We start from the raw sequence: 20205 nt of genomic DNA, 5'->3' as shown, positions 1-20205 counted from the left end.
TCGGTGAAATCGCGGGCCTCGGAGTTCGCGCGCTTGACGAACATCGACACCCGGTCCTTGAGCACGTGGCGCTCGATCTCGGCGGCCACCTCGCGGTCCTCGTGCGACACGACGTTTGCGCCGACGATCGCGTACGGTTCGGCGAGCTGATCGGAGGGCTGGAAGTTCTCGCGGTACGCCGACAGTGCGTGCAGCATCTGGTCGGGCGCGAAATGCGAGGCGAAGGCGTACGGCAGGCCGAGTTGCGCCGCCAGCGTCGCGCCGAACAGCGAGGAACCGAGAATGTACAGCGGCGGCGGGGTCTGCGCGACCGGCGCGGCCTTGACCCCGGGAATCGGCTCCCCGCCCGCGAGGAACGACTGCAGCTCGACGACGTCGGACGGGAATCGCTCGGAAGCCTGCGGATCGCGCCGCAGCGCGAGGAACGTCTTCTGGTCGGTCCCGGGCGCGCGCCCGAGCCCGACGTCGATGCGGTTCGGGTGCAGCGCCGCGAGGGTGCCGAACTGCTCCGCGATCACCAAGGGGGAATGGTTGGGAAGCATGACGCCGCCCGAACCGAGCCGAATGGTCGACGTGTTCGCGGCGACATGTGCGATGAGCACCGACGTCGCCGAGGATGCGATCGCCGCCATGTTGTGGTGCTCGGCGTACCAGACCCGTTCGAGCCCCCGGGCTTCCGCGCGCTGGGCGAGCCGGACGATATCGGACAGGGCGGACTCGTAGCTCGCCTGCTTGTCTGCGGGGGCGAGGTCGAGGGCGGAAATGCGCATCGCTATCTAAAACCAATCAATAAAAAGGGCACCGGTTCGCGCCCCGCGCGAAAGGCGCGGGGCACAGCCGCTCGAACTCCTGTCGGGAGTGCGGCTCACGGCCGGTGCAACGTGCGAGCGGCAGGCGGTATTCCCGCGCAGGTATGACCGCTATGCGCTCGCGCGCGTGGGCGCCCGCTAGGAGACGTTCTGCGGGGCGGGCTGGAGCCTCTCGGCGTACTCGGCGAATGCCTGGGCCGCGCGGACGCCGGCGGCGACGTCAACCTCCGGCCATCCGTCCTCGGTGTGCAGCGCCGCCTCGAGCTGACCGGCGGTGAGCGCAGTACCAGCGGCGAGAAGTGCGTCGACGGCCTCGGACGCCGGATCGTCGAGCAGGGTGTCCGCGGCGAGCTCCTCAATCTGCTCGGCGACCGAATCGCGGGTGACGGGGAAAAAATCGGGGTCGAACCCGTCGGCGGTGTCGTACGGCGCGCGCCACCACGCCGCTCCGTCCCAGCCGTAGAGGAAACCGAGCACATCACGTCGCGCCCGGGCGTGGTCGATACCGCGGCGCCACCAGCCGGGAGCGGTATCGATGAGGTCGGTGCCGCCGTCGAGGCTCGTGCCGCTCGCTTCCGTCTCGGATTCGTCGGCATGCCAACCCGCGAGCAGCGCACGCCCGTCGCCCGGAAGGACGAGGGTGAGCCAGCTGCCGTTCTCGTCGGACCACGTCGGATGCGAGGTCGCCGCGCTGCCGCCCGCTCCGGAACCGTCCGAACTGCCCGATACCGCCGAGTCCGCGCTCGGGGCGCCGAGGCCCACGGCGGCGCGCACCGCGACCACCACTGCCAGGTAGTCCAGGATCGTGCGAGGAGAATCTGCCAGCGATACGTGTTCCAACGTCATGGCGCTCACGTTAGGAAGCAGGGGTTACGTGTCCGGTTACGACCGCGTGAACTTCCGGCGCAATGTGAGCAAAGAGTGGGATTTGTCTCGTTTGGGAACCTAACTAACCGAAACGGTTACCGCCCGCCCTGCACTTGGACTTATCGTGGGCGTGTGACTTCCCCAGCTGACACCAACGGAAACGTAGACGACGCCGCTTCCGCCGGACCGCGGATATTTACCTGGTTCTCGTCGGATGGGGCGCGCGTGGAGCAGGCGCGCATCGCGCCCGTCGACTCCGAGCTCCGCGTGCGCGGCCGCCTCGTCGAGGCCGGCACCTCCGAGCGCCCTGCGTTCACCCTCACCTACGACGTCGTGGTCGACGACGACGGCCAGGCGCGCGAGATCGTCCTCGAATCCGAGCGCGCCGAGGATTCCCGCTCGCTCACCCTGCGGTATGACGGCGGAGGTTCCTGGCTCGCCACGACCGCCGAAGGCGAGACGGAGCGCATTGGATCGCCCGGTACCACCGATGTTCTCATCGCCGGTTCGATGGCATTCTTCTCCCTCGCCGTGCGGGCGAACGGCCTCCATCGCGCTCCCGACGAGGTCTCGCGGAGCGCGCTTTCGGTCGATGCCTACGATCTCACGGTCTCCGACACCCCGATGTCGTTCCGCAGCGACGATGCGATGGTGCACGGGATCACCGGCGAAGCGGCGACGTCCGCCCACGTCGACGCCGAGGGATTCGTCCTCGACGTGCCCGGATTCACCGAGCGCCGCTAAGACGGCGAAGGGCGGGCGAGGTCAGAACGCGACCGAGATCTCCCGCCCGCGGCGCCCCGCGGCCACGGCCGCATCCAGCCAGCCCGGCGCGCCGATGGTGATCTCCTGCGGCGCTTCGCCCGCGTCGCCCTGCCGCGCTTCGAAGGCCGCGCGACCGGCCGACCCGCGGTCGACGAGATCGCCGAGCGAACCTGTCCGCCGCAGCTGCTCGAGCGAGGCGCCCAGTTCCTCCACGGCCTCGGCGAGCGCCACCTCGAGCGCGGCCGCATTTGGCTCGCAGATCGCGCGGACGAGGTCCGGCGGAGTCCCCGCGACCCGCGTCCCATCGCGAAACGACCCGGCCCCCAGCGCCAACGCGGCGTCCCCGCCTGCATCGCCGGCGATCGCGAGCGCTTCGGCGAGAACGTGCGGCAGGTGGGAGATCCGCGCGACGGCGCGATCGTGCTCGTCTGCCGGCAGCGTCACGAGGCGCGATCCGGTGGAAGAACCCAGCGCGGCGACGCGCCGCCAGGTGGACTCGGCGCCTCCGCCGTCAGAGGTGATGACCCAGCGGGAACCCGCGAAAAGCTCGGGATCTGTCGCCGACCAGCCGGTGGAATTCGTGCCGGCCATGGGGTGGGAACCGACATAGCCCGCGGCAAGCCCGGCGGCGCGCACCGCGTCACGGACGGGCCCCTTCACGCTGACGACGTCGGTGAGCTGCGCCCCGGGGTGAATCCGCGCGACCTCCGCGAGGACGGACGCGACGGCGGGCATGGGCACGCCCACGACGACGAGCGCGTCCTCGGCGCGTGCGCGTTCGAGGGTCGCCGGCAGGTCCGCGCTCGCGTCGTGCCCGGCGGCGCGCGCGGCGTCGACGGTCGCGGGGGAGCGGTTCCAGCCGAACGCGCGCGGCGGAGGGGAGGCCGCTGCGGCAGCGGCAGTGCCGGTGTTTGCGGCTGCGGCTGGGATTGCGGCCGTGCCGGCATCGAGGCAGCGCAGCAGCGAACCGCCGATCAGGCCGAGGCCGAGGACGCACACCGGTCCCGCCGCCTGCCGCGCGGCCGCGAGAGAATGGCCGTGTTCGGGCTGGTCCGCGTCGCTTTGGAAAGTATCCACCTGACAAGGTTCTCACAGCCGACTACGGTTGCTGCCATGAACAGTGCGCGCACCGGCGAGGACGATTCGAGCGATGACGACCTGGGCGGCATCGGCGTGTGGGTGGTTCGCGACGAGTCCGGCTGGCAGCTCGGCCGGCTCGACGACGACGCGCTGGGAAGCCTCGACGCCGCGGCGAAGGGGATTCGCGAGCTGCGCTCCGGCGGCGCCGCCTTCGCGCTGCTCGACGTCGACGACGAATTCTTCGTGATCCTGCGGCCGGGCCCCGCCGGGCACCGCCTGCTGCTTTCCGACGCGACCGCGGCGATCGACTACGACCTCGCCGCCGACGTGCTCGACGAGCTCAACATCGAGGTTCCGGACCTCGACGACGACGAGCTCGAGAACACCGACCCCTGGGGAGAGGGCGACTGGGCGCTGCTCGAGGACCTCGGGCTGCCGTCGGGCGTGCTCGAGATCATCGTGTCCGAGACGGACCTATACGCCGACGAGCACCTCGAGTCGATCGCTGACCGGATGGGGTTCGCCGAGCGTTTCGAGCAGCTGCTCGACGAGCGCTGAGCGCGCCTCGCCCATGCGCCGCGAGCGCGGTGGTGATCAGCCGTTATGAGCCCTTCGCTTCCCGAACCCGAGATCGAGCGCCTGGACGCGGCCCGCATGGAGCGCTGCATCGCGCTCGCGCGCGAGACGCCCGCCGGGGATGTTCCGGTGTCCGCCGTCATATACGGCCCTGACGGAACCGAGCTGGCCGCGGCCACGAACAGGCGTGAGGCGGACGCGGATCCGTTGGCTCACGCCGAGATCCTCGCGCTACGCGGCGCGGCCGCGCGGCTCGGGGACGGCTGGCGCCTGACCGAATGCACGCTGGCGGTGAACCTCGAACCGTGCACCATGTGCGCGGGCGCGGCGGTGGCTGCGCGCATCGGGACGATCGTGTTCGGGGCGTGGGAGCCGCGCACGGGCGCGTGCGGATCGCTGTTCGACGTCGTACGGGACAGGCGCTTGTTGTGGCGGCCGCAGGTGCGCGGCGGGGTGCTTGCCGAGCGGGCCTCGGAGGGGCTGCGGGAATTTTTCGCCGAGCGGCGCTAGCCAGGGGTAGCGGCGCGGTGTGAATGCACGTCCGCGGCCTGATTTGTTTATGGCCGCGCCGTGCAGGTAGCCTATTCGGCGGTGGCGTGTCCGAGCGGCCTAAGGAGCTCGCCTCGAAAGCGAGTGTTGGGTAACCCCCAACCAAGGGTTCAAATCCCTTCGCCACCGCCACAGTCCCTCACCTGCGAAAGCGCAGGTGGGGGACTTTTTTGTGTTCTTGGTCAGGCAGTGTTGGATCAGGCGAGCGAGTAGACCCAGGTGCGCACGCGCGAGCCGTCGTCGAGCAGGCAATCGACCTCGATGCGGCGATACTCGGCGCCCTCGAACTCGTCGAGTTCGCCCCAGGCGCCGTCGAGCGCGTCCGACCTGAGCAGCCAGCCGTCGATGGTGTCGTCGCCGGACGGGCGGTAGCCGGGGAATCCCATCCCCGCGCCCCAGACGTGCTCGTCGAGGCTGCCGGTGATCGACCCGCGCTGCCACGTTCCGCCGAGGGGAGCGAGGACGTGCTCGTTGGGGGCGCCGGGCGCCAGCGAACCGTAGATAAAGAGGTGCGAAGCGGTCATGGGCCAAAAATATCAGCGCGGCGGGGCTCGGGCTCGCTAGATGGTATGGGAGCCTTTCGCGCGGCCGCGCGGCTCGAACTGATCCGACTGGGCGAACAACATGGCGGTGATACGTGCGTTCATGTCCGCGATCTCCTCCTCGTCGAGTTCGAGCGACTCGGACTGGAGCGCCGACATCTCGATCGCGGCGACGCTGGAGCGTGCGAGCATCATCCGTCCCGGCGTCGACGAATCGAGACCCGCCGCCGCGAGCAGCTTCTCGGCGATCTTGCTGTACAGGTCGTCGACCGCGACATGGAGGGCGGGATCCTGGCTGGGAGCGCGGAATACGGCGAGATAGTTGTCACGACGGCGCCGCACGAACCGTGTGAAGGCGACGATGGTGTCGTAGAGGGGATCCGTCGAGCTTTCCGGATCCGGCAGCTCGATCTGCTCAATGATGAACTTCGCGGAGCGGTTGATGACGGCCGTGAGGTACTCGTGTTTGGAGTTGAAGTAGTGGAACAGCAGGCTGCGTGAGATCCCGGCCTCGCGCGCCACCGTGTCGATCGAGAACTCCGAGAACGAGGTCTCGTGGAGCAGCTTCGCCCCGATCGCCACCAGCTGCGAGCGGCGTTCGCTCTGGCTCAGCCGTCCTGACATGACTTCCCCCCGAAAAGATTCCGCGCACATCGCGCGCGCAATATTGTCGTCGCCGGATAACCGAATGGTCGAGCTTCCTAAGTTTGCAGTGGGAACTACTTTATCGGCTGCGGCCCGCAGTATTGGAATGGTGGCCGGGCGAGCGCGGTGCGAGTGCTCCGGGCCGGGCCGTTATCGGCCTGTGGAACTATGGATTTCATGCCGAACCCCGCACCAGAATCGCACGGATCCGCCGATCGCGAATACTTCGAGACCACCGCCCGCCTGGCGGTGCCCGGAACAGCCGGCGGCCGAAGCGGTGTCATTATGACGCCGCACGGCGCGATCGAGACGCCGGCCTTCATCCCCGTGGGGACGAAGGCCACCGTGAAGACCCTGCTGCCGGAGCAGATCGCGTCGACCGGCGCGCAGGCCGTGCTCGCCAACGCCTACCACCTGTACCTGCAGCCGGGGCACGACATTGTCGACGCCGCCGGCGGCGTCGGGTCGTTCATGAACTGGCCCGGACCGACCTACACCGACTCCGGCGGCTTCCAGGTGATGAGCCTGGGTGTGGGGTTCAAGAAGGTCATCGAGATGGAGGCGACCGGCACCCCGGACGATTCCGCGACGAGGGCGAACAAGGAGCGCCTCGCGCGCGTCGACGAGGAGGGCGTCACCTTCCGCTCGCACCTCGACGGCTCCTCGCATCGGTTCACCCCCGAGGTGTCCATGCAGATCCAGCACGGCCTCGGCGCCGACATCATGTTCGCCTTCGACGAACTGACCACCCTGATGAACACACGCGGCTACCAGGAGGAATCCGTGGAACGCACGCGGCGCTGGGCCGAGCGCTGCCTGGTCGAACACAACCGTTTGACGGCGGAGCGTGCGGATAAGCCACCGCAGTCGCTGTGGGGCGTGATCCAAGGCGCGCAGTACGAGGACCTTCGGCGGCAGGCGGTGCGCGGACTGCTGGAGATGAGCGACCGGTTCGCGGAATCCGGGCAGCGTGGATTCGGCGGATTCGGCATCGGCGGCGCGCTGGAGAAGGAGAACCTCGGGACGATCGTCGGCTGGTGTACCTCCGAGATGCCCGAGGAGATGCCGCGCCACCTGCTCGGAATCTCCGAGCCCGACGACGTCTTTACAGCGGTAGAGAACGGGGCGGACACGTTCGACTGCGTGGCGCCGACGCGCCTCGCGCGGCACGGCGGCATCTACACCCGCTCCGGGAAGGTCAACATCACCAAGGCGATGTATCGGCGGGACTTCACCCCGCTCGACCCCGAGGGCGACCACCCCGTGGACACGCAGTACACGCGGGCGTACCTGCACCACATGTTCAAGGCCAAGGAATATCTCGGCGCGCAGATCTGCACGCTGCACAACGTGCGGTTCATCATTCGGATGGTCGCCGATATCCGTGCGGCGATCGCCGGCGGGACCGACGAGTATCTCGCGTTCAAGGAGGACTTCCTCGGGCGGTACTACGCGGGCCGGGCGAAGTAATTTCGGCGGGAGCGGTTGTTGTTCGGCGTGAGCCGGCGAGACGCCGGGCCCATGGGGAGCCTGGGCTGCCGGGGAGCCTGGGCTGCCGAGCATCTGCGCGAAATGCGGGGGATGCCGGAATTCGCACCACGTTAGTGTCATTTTAGGCGTCGAAACCGCTTTGAACCGTACACTTTCGCGGTGTTTACGCACTGGCGCCCGGGTAAGCGCGCCGATGGAGCTGACGGAACGTGCGTGGGCTTCGGCGGGGGTTGAAGGCCGTCGCGCCGACGAAGCCTACTCATTTCTCGCTGGCCGCGTAACTTGCCGTGTCCAGCGGAATTTGAGTGGGCTTGGGCGCCCGAGTGGCTGAGGAGCGGAGTTTCCGGCTGGCGGGGGCGGCGGGGCGGCCTGCGAGGCTGGGCGGCCGCCCCAGCCGCGAAACCTACTCGGCCGCAACCTCCCCGGCGGCCCGCTCGGCCTCGTACCTGCGCAGCGACTCCTGGTACGTCGGCTCGGCCTTCTTGATCCGCTGGATGATCGCGTACGAGAACGGCATGATGACCACCTCGACGGCGACCTTCCACACGAACCCGATCACCGTGTAGTTCCAATAGTCGCCGGAACCGATCGTCATCCCGAGTGCGCTGGCCGCGATCGTGCAGAACACAAGCGTGTCGAAGAACTCGCCGACAATCGTCGAGGTGATCATTCGCGCCCACAGCGTCTTCTCGCCGGTCAGCCGCTTCATGCGCACCATCACGTACGAGTTGATCAGCTCGCCGACCACGTAACCGGCGAGCCCGGCCGCGAGGAATTGCGGCACGACGCCGACCACGGAGCCAAAGGCGTCCTGGTTTTCGTAGAAGTCGGGGGCCGGCATGTGCATCGCGAGGGTGAAGCATGCCGAGGCGAGCAGCTGTACGGCGAAACCCATCGCGACGACGCGTCGCATCGTGCGGAAGCCCCAGATCTCGCTGATCACGTCGCCGAGGACGTAGGCGAGGGGGAAGAGGAAGAAGGCGCCGTCCGTGACGAGGCCGTCGAGCTGGAAGATGCCGAGGTCGACGTGCAGGTCGGGGAAGAGGAGCACGGCCTTCGTGGCCGCGACGTTGGAGATGAGCATCACGCCGATGAACAGCGCGACGACGGTGAGGAGCGTGTAGGACGTTACTGAGGCGAACGCCGGTTCGGGGCGAAAGTCGGCCGAGGGGCCTGGACCTTTGCCGCGAGCCGGCTGCCCAGACTCTGGGTGGCCGCCGGTGGCGGTGGTTTTATTAGTCACGAGCAGTGATTATGACACTTCTACCACTCGCCGGGCACAACCCACGGCTCGCCGAATTCCGCCCCGGGCGCCAGCAGCGCGGGCTCGAACCGCGCGGCGATGTCCTGCACCGAACGCGCGTCAGGAACGCCGACGGACTCGCCGATCGCCGTCACTACCTGTTCCGGGGCGACGCCGCCGGCGACGAGCTCGGCGAGGGTATGCCCGCCGTCGCGCTTGGCGAGCCGCGCACCGCCAGGGGCCACGGCGAGCGGGACGTGCGCATATTCCACCGGCGCCAGCCCGAGTTGCCGAGCGAGCCACGCCTGCCGCGGCGCCGAGTCGAGCAGGTCGAGCCCGCGCACCACCTGGTCGACACCGGCCGCCGCATCGTCCACCACGACCGCGAGATTGTAGGCCCACGCGCCATCGCCGCGGCGCAGCACGAAATCGTCGACCACCCCGGAGAATTCGCCTTGCACGACGTCATGAATACGGCATATGACGCCGGAGTCGCCGTTCCCCCGAGGCGGCCCGGAGTCGGCGCGGACGCGGATGGCGGGCACCTTGTTCGAGGGCATCGCGGCGCGGCGGCGTTCGCGTTCGGCGGCGGTCAGGTCGCGGCAGGTGCCCGGGTACGCGCCTGGCGGGGCGTGGGGCGCGCGGGGTGCGTCGAGGATGTCCTTGCGGGAACAGAAGCATTCGAAGGTGCGGCCTTCGGCGCTCAGGTGCTCGAGCGCGGCGGAGTAGCGGGCGTGGTTGTCCGATTGCCATTCGGGTTCACCGTCCCACTGCAGGCCGAGGCGCGCGAGGTCCGCGATCTGCTCGCGGGCGACTTCGGCGCGGGAGCGCTGCGGGTCGAGGTCGTCGACGCGGAGCAGAAACGACCGTCCGCTTCGCCGCGCGAAATTCTCGGCGATGACGGCGGTGCGCAGATTTCCCAGGTGTAGCGCGCCGCTCGGGGAGGGGGCGTAGCGGCCGGCGCCGGCGGTCGGCGCTACTTGCTCGGCAGGGTTACTCACAAAGTGGGACACTAGTAGACATGAGTGATGCAGCAGACAAGACCGTACTGGAAGACGAGCAGATCACAGAGGCGCTTGCCGAGCTTCCCGGCTGGGCACACACCGAGGGCGCGCTGACCTTCACGGCGAAGTGCGATTCCGCGGAGGCGGCGATCGGCCTGTTCGACAAGATCGCGGCCGCGGCCGAGAACGCGAATCATCATCCCGACGTGCTGTGGTCGTACAACGAGATCACCGTCGATTCCGCGAGCCACGATGTCGGCGGCGTGACCCAGCGCGATACCCGACTGGCGAAGACCATCAGCGGCCTCGCAGAAGCGGCCGGCGCGAAGGTGTTCGACGGCCAGGACTGATCGGAGCCGCCGAAGCCCGGCCACGGCCCGGACACCACCGGGCCGCCCACGCCGGGCGGTGGCGGTTAGTCAAGCGGCCGGCTACCGCTGGATCGAAGCCCGAACCGAGCTCCGGACGATGCGCGCTTTCCTGAACGAGAGGTTTAGGATTTATGGCGCGTAAGGGATGCCTCCTCTTAAGGGGATGGCACGCCACCACTTAAGGGGATGGCACGCCACCACTTCTGGAGTTCACATGATCGAACTGACGCAAGTCAGCAAAGTTTTCCCGGGCCCGGTGACGGCGCTGGATTCCGTGGACCTGTCGATCCCGGCGGGGCAGATCCACGGGATCGTCGGCCGCTCGGGCGCCGGCAAGTCGACGCTCATCCGTTGCCTCACGGGGCTCGACCGCGCCACCTCGGGGTCGATCGAGGTGGGCGGCGTCGACATGGGCAGCGCCAAGGGCTCCGCGCTGGCCGGGGCCCGGCGTCAGATCGGCATGGTCTCGCAGAACGTCAACCTGCTCGATTCGCGCACGGCCGAGAAGAACATCGCGCACCCGCTGGAGATCGCCGGCGAGAAGCCCGCGGACATCGCCGCGCGCGTCGACGAGCTGCTAGATCTCGTCGGCCTCACCGAGCGCCGCAAAAATTACCCCGCGCAGCTCTCGGGCGGGCAGCAGCAGCGCGTCGGCATCGCCCGCGCGCTCGCCACGAACGCCCCGGTTCTGCTGTGCGACGAGCCGACCTCCGCGCTCGACACGGCCACCACGCGCCAGATCCTCCAACTCATCCGCCGCGTCCGCGACGAGCTCGGCGTCACCGTCCTCATCATCACCCACGAGATGTCCGTGGTCCGCGAGGTCTGCGACTCGGTCACCCTCCTCGCCGAGGGCCGAGTCGAGCGCACGGGCCCGATCCTCGACGTCATCGGCGATGCCGGTTCCCCGCTCGCGAAGGAACTCATCCCCATGCCCTCCGCCGGCACCTCGCGCGACGGGGAGACGCTGCTGGAAATCATGACGTCGGAAGGCGCATCGCGCCCCGACGTCACCGAGATTTTTGCGCTCCTACGCCAGGAGGGCGTCGAGGCGACGATCGAGGCGGGGACCATCGAGACCATCGCCGGCCGGCAGGTCGGGCGGTTGCACCTGCGGCCGCTGCGCCCGCAGGATGCGGACGCGGCGCTGCAGCTGCTCCGATCCAAGGGCATCTACGCGCAGCCGCTCGGCGACGCGGAAGGAGAAACCGCATGAGCCCCGAGATCCTCGCCGCGGACGAGAAGTTCTTCGGTAACCCGGTATTCCAGAACCAGCTGCTGCCCGCCACCCTCGAGACGATTTACATGACCATCGCGACCTCGCTCATCGTCGCGGTCTTCGGTCTGCCGCTCGGGGTGCTCCTGCACAACCTCGGGCCGCGCGGTCTGTACCCGAACAGGGGCGTCTATCGGGTACTCAGCCTGCTCGTCGATCTCGGCCGCTCGGTCCCGTTCATCGTGCTGCTCATCGCGCTCATCCCGTTCACGCGCATCATCGTCGGCACGGCGCTCGGCTGGGGCGCGGCTGTCGTTCCGCTGTCCGTCGGCGCGATCCCGTTCTTCGCGCGGCTGGTCGAGAACTCGCTGCGCGACGTGTCCGGCGGCAAGGTCGAGGCGGTGAAGATGATGGGCGCCTCCAACGGACACATCACCCGCCACGTCCTGGTCCGCGAGGGGTTGCCGGGCATCGTGGGCGGATTCACCGTCACGGTCGTGACGCTCATCAGCTACTCGGCGATGGCCGGCGTGATCGGCGGCGGGGGCCTCGGCACCCTCGCGTTCAACTACGGTTACCAGCGCTACCAGGCCGACACGATGCTCGCCTGCGTCGTTCTCCTCGTCATCATCGTGGCGCTCGTGCAATACAGCGGCGACAAGATCGCCCACGCGATCGACCACCGTTGATCCCCTGGATCCCACAAAAGTAGAGATAAAAGAAAAGGACACACAATGTCACGTTTCAGCGGGTTCCGTCCCGTCAAGATCGCTGCCGCCGCAACCGCCGCGGCCCTCGTGCTTGCAGGCTGCGGCCTCGTCGGAGGCAACGACAAGGAGGTCGGCACCGAGGCGAACGGCATCACGACCCTCAAGATCGGCGTCTCGCCGGTGCCGCACGGCGATATCGTCCGCTTCGTCAACGACGAGCTCGCCGAGGATGCAGGTCTCAACCTCGAGGTCATCGAGTACAACGACTACAACATCCCCAACCAGGAGCTCAACGAGGGCGGACTGGATGCGAACTACTTCCAGCACGAGCCGTGGTTCAACGAGGAGGTCGAGGGCCAGGGATACGATCTCGCCCACTTCGCGGGCATCCACATCGAGCCGTTCGCGCTGTACTCGGATAAGTACGACGACGTCGCCGATATCCCGGACGGCGCGAAGGTCGGCATCAATAACGACCCCTCGAACCAGGGCCGCGGCCTGGAGCTCCTGCAGAAGGCGGGCCTGATCAAGCTCGCCGAAGGCGTCGACGGCGCGACGGCGACGCTGAGCGACGTCGAGGAGAATGACAAGAACATCGAATTCATCGAGGCGGACGCTGCTTCGCTGGCACGCACCCTGCAGGATGTCGACGCCTCCGTCATCAACGGCAACAACGCGCTCGAGGCCGGGCTGTCGCCTGTCGATGACTCGCTGATCATCGAAGACGGCGAGAACAACCCGTACGCCAACTTCCTCGCCGTGCGCGCGGGCGACGAGAACAACGAGCACCTCAAGAAGCTCGACGAGTTGCTCCACTCCGACGAGGTGCGCAACTACATCGAGGAGAACTGGCCGGAGGGCGAGGTTCTTCCCGCGTTCTGATGCGCGAGGGGGTCCGGAGCTGAAGCGCCGGATGATTAGAGAAAGAAAAAGACGAGGTCCCCGGTGAAAACCGGGGACCTCGTCCCATTGGCGGAGGATAGGGGATTTGAACCCCTGAGGGCGTTAACCCAACCCGCGTTCCAGGCGAGCGCCATAGGCCACTAGGCGAATCCTCCGGGAAGAACACTACTGAATTGCCTGCCGAGATTTCAAACTGCGGGCAACGAGCGCCTTAAGCGGGAAGGAATCCGGCAGCCGCCGGCCGGCTCGCTCCGCGGTCGCGTTGTGCGCTATTGTGGGGGCCGGACCTCGCGTGGCGTCCACCCTGTGAATTCCCCCAGGACCGGAAGGTAGCAAGGGTCAACGGGCTCTGGCGGGTGCGCGGGGTCCCTTTAATTTTCTTCGGCGGTCGAGAACATCCCGCTGGCCACATTCCTCTTTCGGCGAGAGCCGCGGGCCGTCTTGCCGCCACGCGTGCCGCCCGCGGAGTCGGGTCCGTCGGCCCGCGAGAAGCCGGGTCGGCAAAGCGGAAGAGCAGGTCCGGCGTCATAGGTGAAGAGACGGCCCGCGGGGATAGCGCGAGGCGCTAATCTAGTCGGGTAACCGTACCCACGAGCGGAGCAGACTGAAGATGCCTGAAGCCACGGACCGTAAGCCGCTGACCGAGCATTCCGGCGAGGAGCTCGCGCGGCTCGAGAGCGACCTCGCCGCCGAATTCGAGGAGATCTCGAAGATCGGACTCGGGCTCGACCTGACCCGTGGCAAGCCTTCGGCCGCGCAGCTCGACCTGTCCGAGCGGCTCCTCGGGCTGCCGGAGCCGGGCGATCATCTCGCCGGGAAGACCGACGTACGCAACTACGGCGGGATCACGGGGATCGCGGAGCTGCGCGCGCTCATGGCCGAGATCCTCGGTGTGCGCCCGGAAGAGATCTACGCCTGCGATAACGCAAGCTTGTCGGTGATGTACGACCTGATCTCGTTCGCGCTGCTCTTCGGTACCGAGGATTCGCCCAGGCCGTGGATCGAGGACGCGGACCGGAAATGGCTGTGCCTCGTGCCCGGCTATGACCGGCATTTCGCCGTGACCGAGAAGTTCGGTTTCGAGATGATCCCCGTCGAGATGGGCCCCGAGGGGCCCGATATGGACGAGATCGAGCGGCTCGCCGCTGACCCGGCCGTGAAGGGGTTGTGGGCGGTACCGATCTACTCGAACCCGACGGGGCTGACGCTCACCGATCACGTCGTCGAGCGCCTCGCGAAGATGGAGACCGGCGCGCCCGATTTCCGGGTGATATGGGACAACGCCTACGTGGTGCATACCCTGGTCGCCGATTTCCCGAAATCTGCGAACGTGCTCGAGGCGGCCGCCAACGCGGGTCACCCCAACCGTTTCTGGCAGGTCTGCTCGACCTCGAAGATCACCTTTGCGGGTGCCGGCGTGAGCTTCCTGTCCGCGACCGAGAGTGAGCTCGCCTGGTACGGAAAGCACGCCGGTGTTCGGACGATCGGCCCGAACAAGGTCAACCAGCTCGCCCACGTGCGCTTCTTCGAGACCGCCGAGGGGCTGCGCCAGCACATGCAGCTGCACCGGGAGATCCTCGTGCCGAAGTTCGAGGCCTCGCGCTCCGCGCTCGAGGCGCGGCTCGGCGGATTTGGGGTTGCGAGCTGGACCGATCCCGAGGGCGGCTACTTTATCGACCTGTCCGTCGAGGACGGCACCGCGACGCAGATCGTCGAGATGGCCGCGAAGGCCGGCGTTGCACTGACTCCTGCCGGCGCCGCGTACCCATACGGCAAGGACCCCAACGACCGACACATTCGCCTGGCGCCGACCATGCCGCCACTCGACGAGGTGGAGAAGGCGATCGACGTGGTCGGCCTGTGCACGCTGCTATGCGCGGTGCGCAAGGCGCAGGCGGCGTGACGCGACCGCGAGTTGACCTTTGCTTAACTAACTAAATAAGTACGCATGCGCAGGCGCGGTCCGATCTCGGGGCGCGCCTGCGTGTTTATGCGGGTAGCTTCGTCCGATCGGGAACTTGGGGTCGGCCGTTTGGGGTGCCTCCAGGGTGCTTCGTGTTGCGGTGAGCGAAGGCCGCAGCGGGGCGCCATTCTGACAAACATGCAGTCCAGATGACTTCGAGCCTCCTGGCGCGGGGGTATTTACCTTTACATTTTTCATTGGTGAGATTCAGGTGATCTAGCAGGCAAAAGTTTTGAACATTTGTCCAGTTATGCCGTTTTACGGGCTTGGGGTAGTTGTCGAAACAAAGATGTTCTGGTTGTCTCAATGGTGGCTCGCACCGAGGGGCGCTGGCAGAGAGTGAGGGCTCTCCGCCGCGAAATGGTGAGAGTGCAGGCTCTCGGTCTGAGGGGGCCGAGAGCTCCAACCCAAGGGGGATGACGACCTGGGGTCGCGTGACGCCGTTATCGGCGCCCGCGGCCCCGGGCTCGTATCGTCCGCGTGTGGCCGTCTTGCTGCGCCGATGTCCGCGATCGGAAGCGCTCCCGCGATGTCGGAGTGGGCAAGTACCCTAGAGCCCGTGGCGTTGTATCGAAAGTATCGCCCGGCCACGTTCGCGGAGGTCGTCGGGCAAGAGCATGTGACAGATCCGCTGTCCGCGGCACTGCGGTCCGGGCGGATCAACCACGCCTTCCTGTTTTCGGGCCCGCGAGGCTGCGGTAAGACCTCGTCGGCGCGGATCATGGCGCGTTCGCTCAATTGTGTGGAGGGGCCGACCCCGGAGCCGTGCGGCGTGTGCGATTCCTGTGTGTCCCTCGCCCCGGGCGGGCCCGGCAACCTCGACGTCATCGAGCTCGACGCGGCGAGCCATGGCAATGTCGACGACACGAGGGAGTTGCGGGAAAAGGCGTTCTACGCGCCGGCGTCCTCGCGTTATCGCGTGTTCATCATCGACGAGGCGCACATGGTGTCCAATGCGGGCTTCAACGCGTTGCTCAAGATCGTCGAGGAGCCGCCGGAACACCTCATCTTCATCTTCGCGACGACCGAGCCGGAAAAGGTGCTGCCGACGATCAAATCGCGCACGCACCACTATCCGTTCCGCCTGCTCACGCCCACGGCGATGCGCGGGCTGCTCGAGCGCATCTGCGAGTCCGAGAACGTGCGGGTCGACCCGCCGGTGTTTCCCCTGGTCATCCGCCAGGGCGGTGGCTCGCCGCGCGACACGTTGTCGGTGCTCGACCAGCTCGTCGCCGGTTCGGAAGACGATCACGTCGAGTATTCCGGTGCGGCCGCGCTGTTGGGGGTCACAGAGAACTCCCTGCTCGACGCCACCGTGGAGGCTCTCGCGGCGGCCGATGGCGCGGCGCTTTTCCGCACGGTCGATCGAGTGATCGAGGCCGGGCACGACCCGCGCCGCTTCGTGTCGGATCTTCTGCAGCGCATGCGGGATCTGATCATGGTCCAGTCCGTCCCGCAGGCCATCGAGCGCGGGCTCGTCGACGCCCCCGGAGAGGAGGCCGAATCGCTCGCGCGGCAGGCCGATTCCATGGGTCCTGCGACGCTGGCGCGCCTCGCGGACGAGGTACACAGCGGCCTCGATTCGATGCGCGGCGCCACCTCGCCGCGACTGTTGTTGGAAATCCTGTGTGCCCGTCTTCTCCTCCCGGAGGTTGACGGCGGAGTCGCCGCGCTCTCCCAGCGGGTCGAGCAGCTCGAGCGCGGGGTGGGGTCGGCGGCCGCCGGCTCCGCAGGTGGGTCGGCGCCCGCGCCGGCGCCTGCGGCCGCGGCGGGCGGGGAGGCCGGAGCCCCTGCCGGCTCCACACCCGCGGCCGGCTCCGAACCTGCGCCTCGCTATGTCCGCCCGTCGCAGCGCCGAAAGGCCGAGCAGGCCGGGGGCGCTGCCGCTCCGGCGTCGGAGCAGCCGGTGGCGGATTGGCCGGCGACGGAGCAGCAGGCCCCGAAGGAGGAGGCGCAGGAAGCGCCGCAGCACGCGGTGGACACCGCTCCGGAGCGCCCGGCCAATGCCGCCACGGAAAACGTGGAGCCGCAACGCCTCGCTGCAGAGCAGTCGGACGGCCCGGCGGAGGCATCTGCGCCCGAACCCGTGCAGACACACGAAGAACGGGCCTTGGCCCCGGACGCCGCAGCCGCGGGGCATCGAGACGTCGATGCTTCCGGCGCCGACACTGCAGCGATGGCAGGAGGCGCCGCAGCCGCCGGTGCCGCTGCGGCCGGTGCAAAGGCTTCAGGAGCCGTCGCCTCATCGCAGGACGAACACACCGCTTCGCCCCGCGAAGAAGAAACGGCCACTTCGCAGTGGTCTGAGACGTCGCAGCCGGCGGAGCGGCATGAGGCCGCGCCCGCCGAGACGCACGGCGGCGCCGGACAAGAGTGGCCGGAGCCGAACAGACCCGCGGGCGAGGAGCCCGGGCGCTCCCAGGAATCACAAGAGGCGCCGGCACCGGCGCGCTCGCTCGACACCGAAGAACTGCGGCGCGCGTGGCCGGAGGTGCGACGCGCGGTCCGTGAGCGGTCCCGCACGCTCGAGGTGATGCTCGCCGATGCTGTCATCACCCGCGTCGACGGCAACGAGGTCGTTCTCTCGCACAAGACCGCGGCGCTGGCGAACCGTATCAACGAGCCGCACCATGCGACGACGATTTCCGAGGCGATGTCCGCGGTGTTCGGCGGAACATGGCATGCACGCGCCGAACGCGATGGGGCAACGGCAGGCGGGCGCCAGGACCCGCAGCGCGCGTTCTCGCCCCGGCAACCGGAACAGGCACCGCCCGAGCCGCAAACGTCACAGAACAGCGCGCCACGTGGCAGAGCCGAACAGCAGCGCCGGCGTCCGCAGGCGGTCGAGGACGTTCCGCCGCCGCCCGAGGAACCGGAGCCGCCGGCCGACTGGGAACCGCCAGAGGACTGGTCCGGAGGGGCCGCGCGCCCGGAAGGGCCGGTTGGACAGGCGCCTCCGACGTCATCTGCGACGCAGGTGGCGGACGAGCGCGGGCACGGGGCCGCAGGCTCAGCACAGGCGACATCAGCGGAATCGGCCGGACAGGCGGGCAAGGAACGTCAGGGCAAGAGGCTGACCTGGGCCGAACGTGCCGCCGCCGCGCAGGCTCGCGCCGAGCCCGAGTCACCGGCGAAGCAGGCAGAGGTCGGCGAGTCGAGCGGGCCTGAGGTCAGCGAGCAGGACATGGTCGACGAAGCGCGCAGCGGCCCGCAGAACATCGACCACCGCACGCCGGAGGAGATCGCCCTCGCGCTGCTCAAGGAGCACCTCGGCGCCACTCCGCTGGAGTGACTCCGTGCGTGCGCGCGGCGCCGGGTGGGGCTCGGGCGAAAAGTCGGGCCGCACCGTTACGCTGGGGTGAAACGACCTCGAATTAGGAGTGCCAATGCAGCCCGGTGGAATGCCCAACGGAGACATGAATCAGCTTCTCGCACAGGCGCAGCAAATGCAGTCGCAGCTCGCCGCCGCCCAGCAGGAGATCGCGGCCTCGGAGGTTACCGGGGAGGCCGGCGGAGGGCTGGTCAAGGTCACGATGACGGGCACGGGCAAGGTCTCGAACGTCACGATCGACCCGAAGATCGTCGACCCCGAAGACGTCGAAACGCTGCAGGACCTCGTCGTCGGCGCCTACAACAACGCCCACGAGAACGTCGCCCAGCTCGCCGAGACCAAGCTCGGCCCGCTCGCCGGCGGAATGGGCGGACTCGGGGACATGATGGGCGGCCTCGGCATGTAATTGCCGTGCGAAACGACATCCACTCAGCGCGGCGTGCGTCTGGTTCCCGCTACCAGACCACCGCCGCGCCCGGCACACGAATAACGAGCGAACACCGTGTACGAAGGTCCAGTCCAGAATCTGATCGATGAGCTAGGCAAACTCCCGGGCATCGGCCCGAAGAGTGCCCAGCGCATCGCGTTCTACCTGCTGCAGGCCGAGCCGGAAGACATCGAACGGCTGCAGAACTCGCTCGGCGAGATTCTCGGCGGAGTCAACTACTGCGAGGTCTGCGGCACCGTGTCCGCCGAGAAGCGCTGCCAGATCTGCTCCGATCCGCGGCGCGACCTCTCGCTCGTGTGCGTCGTCGAGGAGCCCCGCGACATCCAGGCGATCGAGCGCACCAAGGAATACAGCGGCGTCTATCACGTCCTCGGCGGCAGCCTCGACCCCATCAACGGCATCGGCCCGGATCAGCTGCGCATCTCGCAGCTGCTGCGCAGGGTCGCTGGCTCCACCCCGGAAACACAAAGCACCTCGGGGGATGACGGCGGAGCGCCGGAGCCTATTGAGGTGGCCGAGGTCATCATCGCCACGGACCCGAATACGACTGGCGAGGCTACGGCCTCGTACCTCGTGCGCCTGCTGCGCGATTTCCCGGGGCTGACGATCAGCCGGCTGGCCTCGGGCCTGCCCATGGGCGGGGACCTCGAATTCGCCGACGAGATCACCCTCGGGCACGCCCTGTCCGGGCGGCGGGTGCTGTCGAAGTCGGCGGCGGGGTAGTGCGAAGCTGCGAACTCTAGGGTCACACGAAGCAACGAATCCAATGAGCCCATCGGCATGATTCGAGTGCCGGTGTGGCACCGAATCCTCTTGGGGCACTCTATTAATGCCGTCATCGTTTGGCCGAAGACTCGTTAGGTCGGTACTTCGCTCCAATAACGATGTGTCGGGCCACAACTCTCTGTTAGATTCTCGTTATCCGCATTGTCCGTGCCGTTCCTGAATGACAGGCGAACGCGGCGAGAGACCGAGATTTCGGAGGAACAAGTTGGTCGATTTCGTGTACGAAATGTTCGTCGAGCAAGTACAGAAGCACGGGCTGGAAAATGCGGTAGCCCGCTGGGAAGCGACCGGAACACACGTTGACCGGTTGGACGAACTGCAGAAAAGATACGACGACAACCTTCGAAAGATCACCGATGGCGGTCCTGCGATCGTCGGTACCGGTGATAAGGAGCCTTGGTACCAGGGGCCCTTGGATTCCGACCCCGCATGGAACTCGCTGGTGGGAGAGCTACGACGCATCGGACGGGGTGACCAGATACCGTCACTCAACGCGTCGTCGTCCAAAGTTGTCGCCGAGACTCCCAACCCGGCGACTGCTCCCGGGGGAGCGCGTGGTTTGGTCGTCGGCTTCGTCCAGAGCGGTAAGACTACGAACTTCACCGCGGTCGCTGCAAAACTGGCAGACCTGGACTACCGAGCGGTCATCGTTCTTTCCGGAATTCACAATGCGCTGCGGCGTCAGACCCAAGAGCGACTCAACGAGCAGCTTGTCAGCCTGAATCCGGAACGCTGGTTTACGGCAACGACCCTTGACGAAGACTTCTGGCACAACGGTTCTCCGGCGCCTCATCTGACGACCCCAAACAAGACGATGCTGATCGTCGCCAAGAAGAACGCGCGTGTGCTCGATCGCTTACTCAAGTGGCTCAAGCAGGATTCCGCCTCAAAAGCACTGCAAGAGGC

Annotated in this window: 19 protein-coding genes, 2 tRNA genes, 1 other RNA gene and 1 pseudogene; 15 read left to right on the top strand and 8 right to left on the bottom strand. The window is 67.5% G+C overall.

From position 1 onward, the window contains the following. Positions 1-770: LLM class flavin-dependent oxidoreductase (locus tag K8V11_RS00810; protein ID WP_303910308.1), on the bottom strand; the 770-nt coding region annotated here is incomplete at its 3' end. A gap of 177 nt (positions 771-947) precedes the next feature. Then, a complete protein-coding gene (locus tag K8V11_RS00805) occupies positions 948-1655 on the bottom strand; it encodes a hypothetical protein (RefSeq protein WP_303910307.1) in 708 nt (235 codons plus the stop codon). Positions 1656-1808: 153 nt separating this feature from the next. On the opposite strand from K8V11_RS00805, the gene K8V11_RS00800 reads away from it, so the two are divergent. Then, positions 1809-2420, top strand: a complete 612-nt coding sequence (locus tag K8V11_RS00800; protein WP_303910300.1) for a putative glycolipid-binding domain-containing protein — start codon at positions 1809-1811, stop codon at positions 2418-2420. 21 nt (positions 2421-2441) lie between these two features. Here the strand turns inward: K8V11_RS00800 and K8V11_RS00795 are convergent, their stop codons facing one another. Continuing rightward, entirely contained in the window at positions 2442-3518 is a 1077-nt protein-coding gene (locus tag K8V11_RS00795) for a prephenate dehydrogenase (protein WP_303910298.1), read from the bottom strand. Between the two features lie 36 nt (positions 3519-3554). On the opposite strand from K8V11_RS00795, the gene K8V11_RS00790 reads away from it, so the two are divergent. From K8V11_RS00790 to K8V11_RS00780, 3 genes are all read left to right on the top strand, one after another. Next, complete coding sequence (locus K8V11_RS00790; RefSeq protein WP_303910296.1) at positions 3555-4079, top strand: tRNA adenosine deaminase-associated protein; 525 nt, start codon at positions 3555-3557, stop codon at positions 4077-4079. Positions 4080-4175: 96 nt separating this feature from the next. Then, positions 4176-4607: a nucleoside deaminase gene (locus K8V11_RS00785; RefSeq protein WP_303910310.1), complete on the top strand. Its 432-nt coding sequence runs from the start codon at positions 4176-4178 to the stop codon at positions 4605-4607. Between the two features lie 80 nt (positions 4608-4687). Continuing rightward, positions 4688-4778 (top strand) — tRNA-Ser (locus K8V11_RS00780). Positions 4779-4843: 65 nt separating this feature from the next. Here the strand turns inward: K8V11_RS00780 and K8V11_RS00775 are convergent. Together K8V11_RS00775 and K8V11_RS00770 are read right to left on the bottom strand one after the other, a co-directional pair. Then, entirely contained in the window at positions 4844-5170 is a 327-nt protein-coding gene (locus tag K8V11_RS00775) for a gamma-glutamylcyclotransferase family protein (protein ID WP_303910294.1), read from the bottom strand. A 36-nt stretch (positions 5171-5206) separates the two neighbouring features. Then, positions 5207-5812, bottom strand: coding sequence for a TetR/AcrR family transcriptional regulator (locus tag K8V11_RS00770; RefSeq protein ID WP_303910291.1), 606 nt, complete (start codon positions 5810-5812; stop codon positions 5207-5209). Positions 5813-6010: 198 nt separating this feature from the next. Here K8V11_RS00770 and tgt point away from each other — a divergent pair, with 198 nt between their 5' ends. Beyond that, positions 6011-7303, top strand: coding sequence for a tRNA guanosine(34) transglycosylase Tgt (gene tgt / locus K8V11_RS00765; protein WP_303910289.1), 1293 nt, complete (start codon positions 6011-6013; stop codon positions 7301-7303). A 424-nt stretch (positions 7304-7727) separates the two neighbouring features. Here the strand turns inward: tgt and K8V11_RS00760 are convergent, their stop codons facing one another. Together K8V11_RS00760 and gluQRS are read right to left on the bottom strand one after the other, a co-directional pair. After that, positions 7728-8423: a queuosine precursor transporter gene (locus tag K8V11_RS00760; RefSeq protein ID WP_303910309.1), complete on the bottom strand. Its 696-nt coding sequence runs from the start codon at positions 8421-8423 to the stop codon at positions 7728-7730. 164 nt (positions 8424-8587) lie between these two features. After that, positions 8588-9568 (bottom strand): tRNA glutamyl-Q(34) synthetase GluQRS, encoded by a 981-nt coding sequence (gluQRS, locus tag K8V11_RS00755; protein ID WP_303910287.1) that lies wholly within the window; start codon positions 9566-9568, stop codon positions 8588-8590. A 20-nt stretch (positions 9569-9588) separates the two neighbouring features. Here gluQRS and K8V11_RS00750 point away from each other — a divergent pair, with 20 nt between their 5' ends. The 4 genes from K8V11_RS00750 (at position 9589) to K8V11_RS00735 (ending at position 12750) form a co-directional block, all read left to right on the top strand. Then, positions 9589-9921 carry a 4a-hydroxytetrahydrobiopterin dehydratase gene (locus K8V11_RS00750; RefSeq protein WP_303910285.1) on the top strand — a complete coding sequence of 111 codons (333 nt, stop codon included), beginning with the start codon at positions 9589-9591 and terminating at the stop codon, positions 9919-9921. A 235-nt stretch (positions 9922-10156) separates the two neighbouring features. After that, positions 10157-11158: a methionine ABC transporter ATP-binding protein gene (locus K8V11_RS00745; protein ID WP_303910283.1), complete on the top strand. Its 1002-nt coding sequence runs from the start codon at positions 10157-10159 to the stop codon at positions 11156-11158. Then, entirely contained in the window at positions 11155-11847 is a 693-nt protein-coding gene (locus K8V11_RS00740) for a methionine ABC transporter permease (protein WP_303910281.1), read from the top strand. The genes K8V11_RS00745 and K8V11_RS00740 overlap by 4 nt, the downstream gene beginning before the upstream one ends. A 45-nt stretch (positions 11848-11892) precedes the next feature. Continuing rightward, a complete protein-coding gene (locus K8V11_RS00735) occupies positions 11893-12750 on the top strand; it encodes a MetQ/NlpA family ABC transporter substrate-binding protein (RefSeq protein ID WP_303910279.1) in 858 nt (285 codons plus the stop codon). An 88-nt stretch (positions 12751-12838) separates the two neighbouring features. On the opposite strand, the gene K8V11_RS00730 is transcribed toward K8V11_RS00735, so the two are convergent. Continuing rightward, positions 12839-12926 (bottom strand) — tRNA-Ser (locus K8V11_RS00730). 124 nt (positions 12927-13050) lie between these two features. On the opposite strand from K8V11_RS00730, the gene ffs reads away from it, so the two are divergent. The 6 genes and pseudogenes from ffs to K8V11_RS00700 form a co-directional block, all read left to right on the top strand. Next, positions 13051-13147, top strand: an RNA gene (ffs, locus tag K8V11_RS00725) — signal recognition particle sRNA small type. 234 nt (positions 13148-13381) lie between these two features. Next, the gene (locus K8V11_RS00720; protein ID WP_303910275.1) at positions 13382-14674 is read left to right on the top strand and encodes an aminotransferase; all 1293 of its coding nucleotides are present in this window, start codon (positions 13382-13384) and stop codon (positions 14672-14674) included. 619 nt (positions 14675-15293) lie between these two features. Then, positions 15294-18026: a DNA polymerase III subunit gamma and tau gene (locus tag K8V11_RS00715; RefSeq protein WP_303910273.1), complete on the top strand. Its 2733-nt coding sequence runs from the start codon at positions 15294-15296 to the stop codon at positions 18024-18026. 94 nt (positions 18027-18120) lie between these two features. Next, positions 18121-18471, top strand: coding sequence for a YbaB/EbfC family nucleoid-associated protein (locus tag K8V11_RS00710; protein ID WP_303910270.1), 351 nt, complete (start codon positions 18121-18123; stop codon positions 18469-18471). 96 nt (positions 18472-18567) lie between these two features. After that, complete coding sequence (recR, locus tag K8V11_RS00705) at positions 18568-19236, top strand: recombination mediator RecR (protein ID WP_303910268.1); 669 nt, start codon at positions 18568-18570, stop codon at positions 19234-19236. 268 nt (positions 19237-19504) lie between these two features. Further along, positions 19505-20205: pseudogene (locus tag K8V11_RS00700) on the top strand (hypothetical protein); the annotation flags it as partial.

Origin of the sequence: Dietzia timorensis, from assembly GCF_020742175.1 — a bacterium.
Classification (GTDB): Bacteria; Actinomycetota; Actinomycetes; order Mycobacteriales; family Mycobacteriaceae; genus Dietzia; species Dietzia timorensis_A.
This window is presented reverse-complemented; position numbering and strand designations above follow the sequence as displayed.